The 14,294-nt window shown below is 44.1% G+C and carries 9 protein-coding genes; 3 read left to right on the forward strand and 6 right to left on the reverse strand.

From position 1 onward, the window contains the following. Both F597_RS0118360 and F597_RS0118365 read right to left on the reverse strand, forming a co-directional pair. On the reverse strand, positions 1 to 564 hold the full coding sequence (locus F597_RS0118360) for an RNA polymerase sigma factor (protein ID WP_026327640.1): 564 nt from the start codon (positions 562 to 564) through the stop codon (positions 1 to 3). 130 nt (positions 565 to 694) lie between these two features. Next, positions 695 to 1,435 carry a NigD1/NigD2 family lipoprotein gene (locus F597_RS0118365; protein WP_019541218.1) on the reverse strand — a complete coding sequence of 247 codons (741 nt, stop codon included), beginning with the start codon at positions 1,433 to 1,435 and terminating at the stop codon, positions 695 to 697. A gap of 870 nt (positions 1,436 to 2,305) precedes the next feature. Here F597_RS0118365 and F597_RS0118370 point away from each other — a divergent pair. After that, entirely contained in the window at positions 2,306 to 3,502 is a 1,197-nt protein-coding gene (locus F597_RS0118370; RefSeq protein ID WP_019541219.1) for a pyridoxal phosphate-dependent aminotransferase, read from the forward strand. A gap of 172 nt (positions 3,503 to 3,674) precedes the next feature. Here the strand turns inward: F597_RS0118370 and F597_RS0118375 are convergent, their stop codons facing one another. From F597_RS0118375 to F597_RS0118395, 4 genes are all read right to left on the reverse strand, one after another. Beyond that, positions 3,675 to 4,535 (reverse strand): endonuclease/exonuclease/phosphatase family protein, encoded by an 861-nt coding sequence (locus F597_RS0118375; protein WP_019541220.1) that lies wholly within the window; start codon positions 4,533 to 4,535, stop codon positions 3,675 to 3,677. Positions 4,536 to 4,771: 236 nt separating this feature from the next. After that, a complete protein-coding gene (locus F597_RS0118385; protein WP_019541222.1) occupies positions 4,772 to 6,526 on the reverse strand; it encodes a RagB/SusD family nutrient uptake outer membrane protein in 1,755 nt (584 codons plus the stop codon). 11 nt (positions 6,527 to 6,537) lie between these two features. Further along, complete coding sequence (locus F597_RS0118390) at positions 6,538 to 9,777, reverse strand: SusC/RagA family TonB-linked outer membrane protein (RefSeq protein WP_019541223.1); 3,240 nt, start codon at positions 9,775 to 9,777, stop codon at positions 6,538 to 6,540. Positions 9,778 to 10,028: 251 nt separating this feature from the next. Then, entirely contained in the window at positions 10,029 to 10,223 is a 195-nt protein-coding gene (locus F597_RS0118395; RefSeq protein WP_019541224.1) for a helix-turn-helix domain-containing protein, read from the reverse strand. A 109-nt stretch (positions 10,224 to 10,332) separates the two neighbouring features. Here F597_RS0118395 and F597_RS21825 point away from each other — a divergent pair, with 109 nt between their 5' ends. Both F597_RS21825 and ileS read left to right on the forward strand, forming a co-directional pair. Continuing rightward, entirely contained in the window at positions 10,333 to 10,722 is a 390-nt protein-coding gene (locus F597_RS21825; protein WP_019541225.1) for a hypothetical protein, read from the forward strand. Positions 10,723 to 10,859: 137 nt separating this feature from the next. Next, the gene (gene ileS / locus F597_RS0118405; RefSeq protein WP_019541226.1) at positions 10,860 to 14,276 is read left to right on the forward strand and encodes an isoleucine--tRNA ligase; all 3,417 of its coding nucleotides are present in this window, start codon (positions 10,860 to 10,862) and stop codon (positions 14,274 to 14,276) included. The last annotated feature ends 18 nt before the right edge of the window (positions 14,277 to 14,294 follow it).

Consider the following 14,294-nt stretch of genomic DNA (forward strand, 5'->3'; position numbering starts at 1 on the left):
TTATTTTAAAGACTTGTACTCATTAATCTGCTTTGCTAAAAAACTTTTAGCCCTATGCAACTGTGATGCCGAGGTATTTTCCGTAATATTCAATATCGATGCAATTTCTTTGTGGCTTTTCTCTTCAAAAATATACAGGTTGAACACTGTCCTGTATCCCGCCGGAAGGGCCCGGATCATCTCTAATATGGCCGATGCCGGAATTTGTTCAAAATCAGCTTCTTCTTCACTGATATCCGGTAAATCCCATATCGGGCTATTGATGATATTCAATCTCTCATTTTCTTTGAGAAACTTTAATGATTCATTGACTACTATACGGCTGCTCCATGCTTTTAGAGATCCCACTCCCTTGTATTTAAAATTGGCTATTGATTTGAATATCTTTATAAAACTTTCCTGTAAGACATCCTTTACATCGTCACTGTTAGAGATATAACGAGAGCATACTGTGGTAAGATACCCAGAATAATTATTGTAGAACTCTTTCATAGCAATGATATCGCCCGATAAGATCTTTCTCAGTAGCTCTTGCTCATTATCTTTCTTCTCTAACATCGACATCAAGAAACTTTCTAAACCAGAGGTTGTACCATTCCACAAAGGTACAACCTCATAATTATTCTGACCGTAAAAAAAACTTTTTATTTTACAGGTACAGATATTCCGTTTTTTTTGTCTTTATCGTTTTTCCCTATTTTACATTAACCTCACTCCTTTCGTATGTTATTGCTGATTGGACGGGGGATGAAGCCTGGGAGTTATAGTCAAATTCTACTGACTTCTCTCCGCTGAATGAATTCCATTTCAACTTCAATTTCACTGTTTCGCCTTCCGTATCAGGCAATTTATCCAGTTTGAACGCTACCAAAGCATCTCCCATTGTTCCATGTATATCACCGGAAGCATTATGCCTGAATTCCACTTCATACGGTTTCTCGGGATCCGGGCTTTCAAGAAGATTGACATAATGGATCTTTCCCCGGTCTCCTCCCCATAGGGTCCTGAAACGCAAGGTGAGATAACCGTCCTCTACAATCGTCACCCAATCATTAACGATCTCCACGGGATCATTTCCATATTCAGTATCATTTTCATCTCCCAAATCGGGAACCATCGGTTTTGTCCGGATGCTGTCAATCCAGTTTACATGTACGGCTTTGCTGTATATTCCACTAGGTTCATCGACCTCTTTGTAGTTCACTAAAGCACGGACTTCTTTGGAATCGAAGGGATGTTTCGTCAGGTTTACAGGCAGTAGCGTTGTCTTGTCATCCAATTGCAGATAAACAGAGTTGTCGTCGACTGCCTTGACTGTCACAAGCGCGTTTGGCCAATAACTGTATCCCGGGGAGTCATTATCCAGGCATGACTGAAATAAAAGGAGGAAACAAAAAAAGCCTCCTGTCAATAAAAGTGGTTTTGTAATCTTCATAACTTCAATATTGATAAATTGTTATACATTTTATATTTCTCGCGTTCTATAAATACTAAATCCTGAAAATATGGAAACCTTGCATCAGGATAATTTATTTAACAAAATTTACCAATAAATTTCTATTATGATCCATCCCTCTGAATATGCCGGAATCTTATCAGTATCCCATAAAAATTGAATTGTTCATTAAAATTAGGCATTTTCTCGCAATGACATAGTCCAAGCAAGCTTGTCTTCTGTTCATATTGCTTAACGAAAATGTTGTATTAAAATATCTTTGTGATAGACTAATTCTATCTCATTATGCAAAAATCTATCAAAAATATGTTGTATAACATGTTTTTTGTTGTATCTTTGTGTCGATTTAAATGGCAAGCGAGTTATTTGAAATCACTTTTAGGTTATCAATTAATTTACTGACAAGGGCTTCTTGTAACTTGTGAACGGTTGCCGATAAATCATAACTTTTAAATGAAAGGAAAATTATGACTATCAAAAGCCTAACTAAAGAAGAAATTCTGTCTCAGATAAAATATCTGGAGCAGAACATCTCAAACGGGTCTGCTGCATACCGTGCAAACAGGGTGAACAGGCTTAGGAGTTTGAGAGCCGGCTTGCGTATGGCGAGCTGATGAAAAGGACTGGTGTCTGAAGCTGAGTAATCCGAAAAGGGATTACGAAAGCTTTGATTTAAGAAACTAATTGAATAAAATATATAGTAAGGCTGTTTTATACAGCCTTTTTTGCTTTTTGTAAAGCAGTGCGATTGTATTATAATCATTTATATAGGAAATCGTCTATTGAAATAATATTTTTATATATCTTTGCCTCCGTTATCTAACAAAAAGTCTAAATTTATTACAATTTATGAAGGATTTATTATCAGTCAGACTGACCGCCCTATCGCCTTCTGAAACGTTCGCGATGGCACAAAAGAGCAATGAACTGAAAGCTCAGGGCATTGATGTGATCAACATGAGTGTGGGGGAACCCGACTTTAATACCCCTAAGCATATAAAGGAGGCGGCCAAGAAAGCGATTGACGATAATTTCTCTTTTTATTCTCCAGTGGCCGGATTTCCCGACCTGAAGAAAGCGATTTGCGAAAAGCTGCAAGCCGAAAATGAGCTGGAATATACTCCTGCTCAAATTGTAGTCTCCGGTGGAGCAAAACAGTCGTTGTGTAATGTTATCCTTTCTATTGTGGACAAGGGTGAAGAGGTGATTATTCCCGCACCTTACTGGGTGAGTTATCCGGAGATGGTAAAACTTGCGGAAGGAACACCGGTCTTCGTTTATGCCGGAATTGAGCAGAATTTTAAAATCACTCCGCAGCAACTGGAAGAAGCTATCACTCCGAAGACCAAAGCGCTGATCCTCTGTTCTCCGTCGAATCCGACCGGAAGTGTATATACCAAAGAAGAATTAGCTGCATTAGCCGGTGTACTGGAAAAATATCCACAAGTGTATGTGATTGCCGACGAGATATATGAACATATCAACTATATTGGACAACATGAGTCGATCGCGCAGTTCAGTACTGTTCGTGACCGTGTGATAGTGATAAACGGAGTGTCGAAAGGATATGCCATGACCGGATGGCGTATAGGATGGATTGCCGCACCGCAGTGGATCGCATCGGCTTGTAATATGTTGCAGGGGCAATATACATCGGGTCCGTCTTCAATCTCTCAAAAAGCAGCCCTGGCAGCCTATACCGGAGATCAATCCTGCGTGGGAGAGATGCGGATAGCTTTTGAAAGGAGAAGGAACCTCATCGTAGAGTTACTGGGACAGATTCCCGGATTGAAGGTGAACAGCCCGATGGGTGCTTTCTATATTTTCCCTGACTGCTCAAGCTATTTGGGACGGTCATATAACGGAAAAACAATACAGACAGCTACAGATCTGGCGATGTATATACTGGAAGAGGCTCATGTAGCGTGTGTGGGTGGCGATGCTTTTGGTGCACCCGGATGCATTCGTTTGTCGTATGCCACTTCCGATGAAAGCATCACCGAAGCGATTGCGCGCATCAAAAAGGCGCTGGAAAAGTTGTCGTAAGGTCTGAAATCGCTTAGATTTACTGAAATATACTTTAAAAGAGCCCGGTTGACTTTAATCAAACCGGGCTTTATTTATTATATTACCTGACTCAATTTTCGCAGGTACATCCAGGCGAATGATTTAGTTGCAATTGTACTTCTTGCGAAAATTGAATTGGCTGATTAATCTGTTACATCTTTACCTGAATTACTACCGGAAAGTGGTCGGAAGGAAACCGTCCGTATGGCCTGTCGTTTAGTACCCCGTATTTTTTGACTGTGATGCCGGAGCTAACCCAGATGTAATCGATCCGGCTATTTGAAGGTGCGTCCGGTCTGAACGCATTGAAAGTGCCTTCTGTCCCGTAAGGAGGTTCCTCGGTTACAAGGTAGGAGTCATTAAGTTTACCTGCATTATAAATGGTTTGAATAGGTTCATCGTCAGGGGTGGCGTTAAAGTCGCCGGTAGCGAATACCGGGCTGTCTCCCGCAATCTGCTCGATCTTTTCTATCAGTAACAGCGAAGAATTCTTGCGTGCCACTTTTCCTTCGTGGTCGTAGTGTGAGTTGAACACAAAGAACTCTTTTCCCGATTCGATATCTTTGAATTTCGCCCATGAGCAGATGCGGTTGCAACAGGTGGCGTCCCATCCTTTCCCCGGCACCTCAGGTGTTTCGGAGAACCAGAAATCACCATTGTCAAGCAATTCCAAACGATCTTTTTTGTAGATGATGGCCGAATGTTCACCGGCATCCTTACCATCATCACGCCCGGCTCCCACATAGGCATAGCCGTTCAATTCAAGAATATCATCAAGTTGATGCTTAAATCCTTCCTGAGTGCCGATGATGTCAAGATCATGGAATCTGATCAGGCCTTTCACCATCTCTTTCCTGTTCGGCCAGGCATTCTCACCATCGTTAGGGGTGTCCATCCTCAGGTTGAACGATGCTACTCTCAGGTTGCATTCTTTCCCACTACTGTTATTCGTGCAGGCTGCTGCTATTATTGTCATAAGAGACAAACCTAAAATAAATACTGTTTTTTTCATTTTTTTCCGTTGATTATATGTGTATGTAATGTTTTTCCTGACAAATCTTTCTGCCGTACATTTATCCTGGAGTCTACCGTGATGTCGAGGTAGATCTCATCGTCATTGATAAGCACCTGTACCGGTGGAGAGACTCGGTAAATGTTTTAAAGCCCGAAATTACATTTTCCGATCAAGAAAAACAAGTAAGCCTGTGAAAATAATTGACAGGCTTGCTTGAGATACCGGTGACAATACTATTCCCATCCGGGATTTTGTCCCAGGTTGGGGTTTTTCAGAAAATCCGCCTCAGGGATTGGGTATAAGTACTTTTTATCCAGCCACTCTCTTGCTCCCGGATTCCAGATAATTTCTCCGGAATCGCCATTCGATAAGATTCTGTTGCCAACCCCGGCGGAGGTGACATCAACAAAAACTGAGGCTTGTGAGGAGGAAGGCCGTTCTCCCCGGTAAAAACAGACATCCATTATGCCGTCTTCGTTCAGGTCATAATCGCCCAATGCGGGCACATACATCCCATTCATGGGAGCTTCGGCAAATAAATCGCCTAAACGCCATCTGATCAGGTCGTCGGGTCTTAATCCTTCCGTGATCATTTCCACGGCGCGTTCGCGGAGCACCTCCAATAAAACCGGATCGGTGAATTTGCCATCATAAAACTCAATCATATAAGGATCGGCTGTCGAAGGTTTTTGAGTAAGTGTTGTCCCTTGTATCCCGGCACGAGTTCTTAAAGCGCCGATCGTTGATGCCCATTCGGCATCTGTCATCGTACCCAGTTCGGCTAAAGCTTCCGCCTTATTCAAGAGGATCTCGGCATAACGGAATATAAGGTGTGCGTTCTCATTCCGGCTTTCATCGTCATACGGGAATCGCTCGTCGTAACATCCTTTTATGATTTGATAACCTGTATATGCCTGCTCCAGATTAGGAGGAGCAATGATCGGCGCTCCGTTTTCGGTACGGTGGTAATCCCCGACCCGGATGGTCTGGCCGAGACGCAGATCCCTGTTTTTCACCTCTTCTGTAAACGGAGTTGTTTTGTAATCAGGATCGCTTGTAAAGGGATTCCCGTCGATATTCAGATAGGTGTTGATAAACCGGCGCGTCAGGGAAGGGCGGTTTCCGTAAGTAGGACTGATCGTTCTTCTGTTTCTGGAACTGAATACCTGTAAATTTGCGTCCAGAGTAACTGCCAATATCGTTTCATTGCTGTTGGGAGTCTTTTGAAGGAACAGATTGCGGTAGGCGTTAGCCCCTTCTACCAGGGAGTAACCCTTGATCTCATCGGCTGTTTTCACCACTTCTTCAAACCAGGTATTGGCTGTGCCTTCTTTTCCATATTGCGTATGATACTTCCTGAAAGAGGCTTCATAAAGACAGACGCGTGTCTTGAAGGCTCTCGCCACATCCTTCGTAATGAGAGTGCGGGTAGGCTCCGAGATTGTTGAGATATGCTCTATGGCGTAATTCAGATCTTCCAGCACATACTCCATCACCGCAAACCGGTCATGGCGGGGACCATACAGGGTTTCATCGTCATCAACATCTATCGTGCGGTCAATCCAGGGTACATCTCCGAAACGCTTTATCATTCCGAAATAGAAGTAAGCTCTGAAGAAACGGGCCAATCCCAGGTAATGCTCTTTCTCCGCGACGGGGCTTTGTTCCGTGTTTTCAATAAAATAGTTGATGTTCCGTAAGTTGCTCCATGACCACCCGCTGCTTGTAGCAGGGCTTAACGCGTTAGGCATGAAACGCGAATCAACATTATTACGTGCGATCAAATCACTGTTATCGTCTATGGCAAAGACACCGTCGTAAGGGGTGGGCAGCATTTCATAAAACGAATTGGAATAAAGTTCCAGACCGCTTGCCGTTTCAAAAATGGCGATGCGCGACGCGGTAGCCTGGGGCAATTCTTCCAGGTCGCAGGCTATAAAGTTCAATATAAAAGAGAAGCTTAAAAATATATAAATATATCGTTTCATTATACTCTGTTTTAAAAGTTGATAGATAAACCTAAAGAGATTGATTGTAGTGTAGGATAATTGTAACCGTCGCCATCAGTCCGTCTATCATCACTGTTGAGTCCGGTTAGTTGAGTACCGGCACCCCAGATGTTTGTAACATCCGTGTCCCGCGTAATTTTATAGAGAGGCGACCATGTCCATAAGTTTTCCCCGGAGAGGTAAATTTTTATATCATTCGCCTGGATCTTTGAAGAGATACCGGTAGGGAGCGTATATCCGAAATGAAGGGTTTTCAATCTTATATATGCTACATTCTGCAGGTACCGGTCATTGGGAAGGGCTAACTGACCGTTTGCATTCTGAGCGGTATAACCCGATATAAGCGGCAGGTAAGCATCGAAGTTTTGCAGCTCCGGACGGAATTGTTGATCTTCCTGCCAGCGGGGATAAGCGTTGTAAGGACGATTGTATTGTCCCCAAAAGCGAGCCTCTCTGGAAGGATACCACTGCTGTTTACCCACACCCTGAAAGAAGGCCGTCAGGAAAAAGCGATTCCAGTCGGCGCCCAGATTAAATCCGTAAACATACCGGGCGGAGTTATTGCCGATAATTGTTTTGTCGCCGGAATCATCCGCGCGATTCAAACCGTGATAAATCTCATCATCTCCATTGAGATTCCTGAACTTTAAATCACCTACATAGTTTCTTCGGGTATTGTGAGCCAGGATATTGGATTGAGAGGGTGAATTGGCAATCTCCTCTTCCGATTGGAACAGGCCTTCTACCCGGTATCCCCATATTTCCCCGATTGTCTGGCCGATATAATAGTCCGTAAGGTTTTTATCGGGATTATAATAGTCTGTGATAACCGACTTCGAGTCTGCCAATGTTGCCCTGACACTGTAGTTGAACGGCTTTCCTCCCAGTATGAATCTGTCTGTCCAGTGTAAGGATATTTCCCAGCCTGTGGTCTCCAGTGCTCCGTAGTTGCCTTTGGGGACGCTGGTACCGAAAATAGCAGGCACGCTGGGTCCCACGGTATACATGTCATCCGTCCATCGTCTGTAAATATCGCCGGTAAATGATAAGCGGTTGTTTAACGCGTTTATATCCAATCCTATGTTTCCCGTCGTGGCAGTCTCCCATGTCAGGGAATTAGGTATCACCCCGGGCTGGGCGGTACGTTGAGGACGTGTATCCCCTAGTATCCGGCCGGATTGGCTGATCCCGAAGTTTTCTGTAAATGTATAAGGGCTGATCGATCCGTTACCCAACGAACCGTAAGATATCCTGAATTTTACATTTGAAATTGCATTTGGATCCACTTGCCAGAAAGATTCTTCCGATAATCTCCATCCGGCAGATATGGAAGGAAAGAAAGCCCATTGCTGGTTGCTGGGGAATTTTGATGAACCGTCGTAACGACCGTTTACCTCCAGCAGGTAGCGCTCCATAAAATTATAATTTATCCGGAAGAAGCTGCCTGCAATCCGCCATTTACTGTATCCGCCTGATGTGGTGATATTATTCCCCAATGAAAGATTAATATCCCTGGCATCTTCGTAAACGATTCCGTTCCGGGTCATGGTCACGTTTTTATATACGGATTGTTCATAGTTGAACCCGGCAAGAAATTCGAAGTTATGTTTTTGCTCAAATGATTTGATATAATTGGCATACACGTTTGTAGCCAGGTAATCCGTTGTGCTGCGACGTTCCTGCAAATCATTGGTGTTGGTTCCGGTATACCCGGTCTGGCCTTCATAGCGGCTGTACGGAACCTGTACCCTTACCTGCTGGTGGCCGTACTCCGTATTCTGGAAAGTAAAATCCGCACGCAGCGTTAAGCTTTTATCGAGAAAAACAGCTTCCAATGCGGTTTTATTCTTTATTATGTTCTGATGCAGATCCGCGCCGTTTTTTCCCAGATACCTGTCCCCTAAGGTATACGCGGCAGGAAATGATAAGGTCCCGTCCGGATTGGTAAGCGGTGCCAAAGGATGGGCTTCGTCCGCCATGTTGCGCCATATATTGGATCCTTCACCCACATTGACAGGCTGCCGGTATTTCATAGAGGAATACTCTACATTATTATCGATGTTCAACCATTTAAATATCTGTATGTTGCCTCTCCCTCTCAGATTATACATTGAATACTTATCGGTATTATATTTATACAACCCGTCCTCTCCATTATAGCGTCCGCTCAGATAAAATGAAGCAAGATCATTTCCGCCGGACATGGATATGTTGTGATCCTGTGCAAAAAAACTATCCTTGTAAAGCTCTTTGTACCAATCCGTACTATAATAATATTCATATGCGCCCGTAACAGGATTCACTTCAATCCGGGGAAGAGACGGGTCTTCCCACCTTCTTTTGATCTCCTCCAGATAAGCAGGTGAAAATGACATTGTCTTGTTGATGGCAGTGGGCGTATTTCCGTTATCGTTCCAGTTAGCCCACGCATCACTGAATGATTTTGCCCATGGATAGGAATCTGTGATGTTGTCCGGAACCGTTGTAGGCCGTTTGGAGGTGAAATTCCCGGTATAATTCAATGATGTTCTTCCTTTGGATGCTGATTTTGTCGTAATCAGCACTACGCCGAATGCGGCTCTTGCCCCGTAAATTGAAGCGGAAGCCGCATCTTTTAATACCGAAACACTTTCAATATCATTCGGGTTGAGCATACGGGGGTCTCCCTCTACGCCATCCACCAGGACCAGGGCGCTGCCTCCCTGACCGATAGAGGTTGTACCACGGACATTGTATGAAGGTGATTGAGTGGGTTTTCCATCGCTTAATTGTATATTTAGATTAGGTATAACACCCACCAACGCCTGGGTCATATTGTTCACCGGCCTGTTTTCAAAAACCTCACTGGTTACCTGTTCTACAGCCCCTGTGAGGTTTACTTTTTTTGAAGTTCCGTATCCGACTACCACCACTTCATCCAGAAGTTCCGCATCTTCCTGTAATACCATGTTTAAGACGGATTGCCCATCCCATTGGACTTCCTGTGTAGCAAAGCCAATATATGAAAAAACGATGGTTGCTCCGGAAGGCGCAGACAAGGTGTAATTCCCGTCGATATCGGTAATGGTACCGTTAGTGGTACCCTTTTCTACCACATTTACCCCAATAAGAGGCTGGTTATTTGCATCTTTTACCGTGCCTCTTAATATTACGTTTTGCGAATACACCGTACACCAGAATAAAAAGCAGGCTGCGAGTAGATTCACACGTAACATGTTTTTTGATGTCATTTGTTTTTCTGTCATGTTGAATAAACTTTTAATAAAATAACTGATTATTGAAATTCGACCGCAAAGAAAGACTAATAATGTTAAGGACCCGTGAAGAGAAAATGAAGAATAAGTTACTTAACATTCCATTCCTGGAGCGGGATCGAGTGTTTTTTTGATAGAATTAATCCATATGTTTTCAATCTCATTGAATTAGATTTTATTATCAATAGAGTATTATTCCATTCGTTTTGATTTTCTTTGTTGTATTGTTATCCGATCTCCGTTTTTTCTCCATATTTTGCTACAGCAGCCTTTACGATCTTTAGATAGGTTATCCCTTTTTGGGAACGCAAGGCGCGACTGACGGTATTCGGATGGATGCCCAGCGTCAGGGCGACTTCTTTTTTCCAGCCGTGCGGCAAAATCGGGGGTAATTTAGGCGGTGATAATTTTTTTGCTTCCATATTCTTAGATTTTTTACAATTATATCTACCTTTGAAGACGTGGTGAGTATTCACACTGCAAATATAGAGATAATTATCTATATTATCCAAATTTTTAAAGATAAAAATCATGACCGATAAGCAAAAAATATTAGAATACCTTAAATATAAAGGAATTAGCAAAAATAAATTTTATATAAAAACGGGTTTGTCGGTAGGTTTTTTAGATAGTGGAAAGAGTTTGGGTGTAGATAAACTGAGAGATATATTAGATATTTATCATGATTTGAATCCGGCTTGGTTTCTGCCCGGAGACGGTCCTATGCTGAAATATAACGATGAATTGAATGAAAAAGAGGAACAATATATCCGATCGATAAATATTGCTGATTTAATAGAAAGAATTGGGGAATTATCCGTTCAACTTGGTGCTCAGATCAATGAAAACAAACATCTCCATGAAACCAACCAGCGGCTGCTTGCACAAATCGATGATTTAAAAAAAGAAAAGCACGATTAATAGCCTGTTTATTTCGTTACAACTCTATCTCTCATCCTCCGTGGAGCAATATTTTTGTCATGGGGTTTCGATTGCCGTTTCTCAATTTATTGTTACCTTTGCACCTTAATTTTTGTGTGGTATAAATTTCATTGACAATGAATAAGAAATTTCCGGAATACAGCCATTTAGACCTCTCGGCAATAAACAGGGAGATGTTGAAAGCCTGGGATGAAAAAGAGGTTTTCAGGAAAAGTCTGGAGACGCGGAAGGGACATACGCCGTTTGTATTTTACGAAGGGCCACCCTCGGCTAACGGGATGCCGGGCATCCATCATGTGATTGCACGTTCCATTAAAGATATTTTCTGTCGTTATAAAACCATGAAAGGTTTTCTGGTCAACCGGAAAGCGGGATGGGATACGCACGGACTACCCGTGGAACTGGGTGTGGAGAAATCGCTGGGAATTACCAAGGAGGATATCGGTAAAAAAATATCGGTCGAAGAATACAATGCGGCGTGCCGTACCGAAGTAATGAAATATACCCGGGAGTGGGAAGACCTTACCCGGAAGATGGGATATTGGGTGGATATGAACGATCCCTATATCACTTATGACAACCGTTATATCGAAACCCTGTGGTATCTCCTGAAAGATTTATACGAAAAAGGATATCTCTATAAGGGATACACCATACAACCATACTCGCCCGCGGCCGGTACAGGCCTCAGTACACATGAACTGAATCAGCCGGGATGTTACCGCGACGTAAAAGATACGACCTGTACAGCTCAGTTCTTAATAAAGAATCCGCTGCCGGAATGGACTGAATTCGGGGAGCCGTTCTTCCTGGCGTGGACCACTACGCCCTGGACTCTACCCTCCAACGTACTGCTCGCTGTAGGACCCAAGATCGATTATGTGGCGGTGCAGACCTATAATCCTTACAGTGGCAGGCCGATGACTGCCGTGCTGGCTAAAAACCTGCTGAATACCTATTTCCCCGCGAAAAACGCTGAACTTTCGTTGGATGATTATAAGCCAGGCGACAAGAATATTCCTTTCCGCATACTCGATAAAGAGTGGAAAGGTGCCGAACTCGCGGGCATAGCGTATGAGCAACTTATTCCCTGGGTGAAGGTGTCGGACAACGGATTAAAAGTGGTGACGGGCGATTTTGTGACCACGGAGGACGGTACAGGTATTGTGCATATAGCGCCTACCTTCGGTGCGGATGACGCGAAAGTGGGGAAAGAGAACGATGTGCCTGGCTTAACCCTTACCGACAAAGAGGGAAATCTCCGGCCAATGGTCGACCTCACCGGAAAATATTTCCGTATCGAAGACCTCGACCCCGAATTTGTGCAGCAGAGTGTGAATATCGATCTCTACGGAGAGTATGCGGGTAGGTATGTGAAGAATGCATATGATGATTCGCTTACCGATGATGATGCCACGCTAGATGTGGATCTCTCGGTGATGCTCAAACAACAGAACCGTGCCTTCCGTATAGAGAAGCAGATCCATAATTATCCGCATTGCTGGCGGACTGATAAACCGGTATTGTACTATCCGCTGGATAGCTGGTTTATCCGAACTACGGCGTGTCGTGATAAGATGATAGAACTCAATGAGACCATTAACTGGAAGCCGCAGTCTACCGGTACCGGGCGTTTTGGAAAATGGCTCGAGAACCTGCAGGACTGGAATCTGAGTCGTAGCCGGTATTGGGGTACGCCCCTCCCGGTATGGCGTACCGAGGACGGAAAAGAGGAAAAATGTATCGGTTCCGTAAAAGAACTCTTTGAAGAGATACGTAAGGCAATGGATGCCGGTGTGATGAAAGCGCTGCCTTGGAGCGGCCTGAATCTGGAAGAGGGGCAGGAACCGGACTATGATAAGATAGACCTGCACCGTCCGTATGTGGATGATATCGTATTGGTGTCGGACAGCGGCAAGCCGATGAAGCGTGAGACGGACCTGATCGACGTCTGGTTCGACAGTGGTGCTATGCCTTTTGCACAGGTATTTTATCCTCATATTGCAGAAGATGATTTTCAAAAAATATTTCCTGCCGATTTTATTGCGGAGGGAGTAGACCAGACACGCGGATGGTTCTATACCCTGCACGCCATCGCTTCGATGGTAAAAGAAAGCGTGGCTTTTAAAAATGTGGTATCCAACGGGTTGGTGCTCGATAAGAACGGCAATAAAATGTCGAAGCGGCTGGGTAACGCGGTAGATCCGTTTGAAACGATAGAACGGCATGGTTCCGACCCGCTACGCTGGTATATGATCACCAATGCTGCTCCATGGGAGAATCTGAAATTCGATATAGAAGGAGTGGAAGAGGCACGTCGTAAATTTTTCGGGACACTCTATAACACTTATTCGTTCTTTGTATTATATGCCAATGTGGATGATTTCCGCGATCAATATCAGCGGATTGCCCTCGACGAACGGCCCGAGATCGACCGTTGGATTCTGTCGATGTTACATTCGCTGATAAAAGAGGTCGATCAAAGTTATGAGGCATACGAACCTACCAAAGCGGGACGTGCTATTGCCGATTTCGTGAACGATCATCTCAGCAACTGGTATGTACGCCTCAATCGTAAACGTTTCTGGGGAGGAGAGATGGCCGATGATAAGTTGTCAGCCTACCAGACGCTGTATCAATGCCTGGTGACCGTGGCAAAGCTGATGGCACCTATCGCTCCCTTTTATGCCGACCGGCTCTATCTCGACCTGACTTCGGCTACGGGTGATGAAGCGTTTGAATCAGTACATCTGGCTGACTTCCCGTTGTGGGACGACTCGTTTATCGACAAGCAACTCGAAGAACAGATGTATCTTGCCCAGACTGCTTCATCCATAGTGCTCTCATTGCGCCGGAAGGTAAATATCAAGGTGCGCCAGCCGCTCTCCAAGATTATGATCCCCGTTGTAGATGAGCAGCAGAAAAGAAATATCCAGGCTGTAGAGTCGTTGATCCTCAGTGAGGTGAATGTGAAAGAGTTACAGTACGTCGATACTGCAAGCGAGATATTAGTGAAACGGGTGAAGCCCGATTTCAAAAAGCTGGGTCCGCGCTACGGTAAAATAATGAAACAGCTTGCACCGCGGATACAGGGTATGACCCCTGAAGAAATACAGGAACTGGAAAAAAATACCCGTTTCAGTTTGACTGTTGAGGGACAGGAGGCTGTTGTGACGCTCGATGATGTGGAAATCATCTCTGAAGATATTCCGGGGTGGCTGGTGGCCAACGAAGGGCGATTGACAATAGCACTGGATGTTACGCTTACCGGTGAACTCAGGGAAGAGGGAATTGCCCGCGAGTTGGTGAACAGAATACAAAACCTGCGCAAAGCGAAGGAGTTTGAGATCACTGACCGCATCACCATCAGACTTTCGCCAAATCCTGCGTTTGACGAGGCCGTCATCCATAATGCCGCTTATATTAAAAATCAGGTGTTGGCCGATGAAATCATCATAGTGAGTGAACCTCTTGAAGATGTGATAGAGATCGATGATGAAACACTCACTATCAGCATTGTAAGAAACAGTTGAGAATTATGTGATTTATGC

The organism is Proteiniphilum acetatigenes DSM 18083 (assembly GCF_000380985.1).
Taxonomy (GTDB): Bacteria; Bacteroidota; Bacteroidia; order Bacteroidales; family Dysgonomonadaceae; genus Proteiniphilum; species Proteiniphilum acetatigenes.

Bases quoted from the DNA above. Each gene is read 5' to 3' on its own strand.
- F597_RS0118370 (WP_019541219.1), top strand. From the start codon at position 2,306: ATGAAGGATTTATTATCAGTCAGACTGACCGCCCTATCGCCTTCTGAA.
- F597_RS0118365 (WP_019541218.1), bottom strand. From the start codon at position 1,435: ATGAAGATTACAAAACCACTTTTATTGACAGGAGGCTTTTTTTGTTTC.
- F597_RS0118385 (WP_019541222.1), bottom strand. From the start codon at position 6,526: ATGAAACGATATATTTATATATTTTTAAGCTTCTCTTTTATATTGAAC.
- ileS (WP_019541226.1), top strand. From the start codon at position 10,860: ATGAATAAGAAATTTCCGGAATACAGCCATTTAGACCTCTCGGCAATA.
- F597_RS21825 (WP_019541225.1), top strand. From the start codon at position 10,333: ATGACCGATAAGCAAAAAATATTAGAATACCTTAAATATAAAGGAATT.
- F597_RS0118360 (WP_026327640.1), bottom strand. From the start codon at position 564: ATGTCGATGTTAGAGAAGAAAGATAATGAGCAAGAGCTACTGAGAAAG.
- F597_RS0118390 (WP_019541223.1), bottom strand. From the start codon at position 9,777: ATGACATCAAAAAACATGTTACGTGTGAATCTACTCGCAGCCTGCTTT.
- F597_RS0118395 (WP_019541224.1), bottom strand. From the start codon at position 10,223: ATGGAAGCAAAAAAATTATCACCGCCTAAATTACCCCCGATTTTGCCG.
- F597_RS0118375 (WP_019541220.1), bottom strand. From the start codon at position 4,535: ATGAAAAAAACAGTATTTATTTTAGGTTTGTCTCTTATGACAATAATA.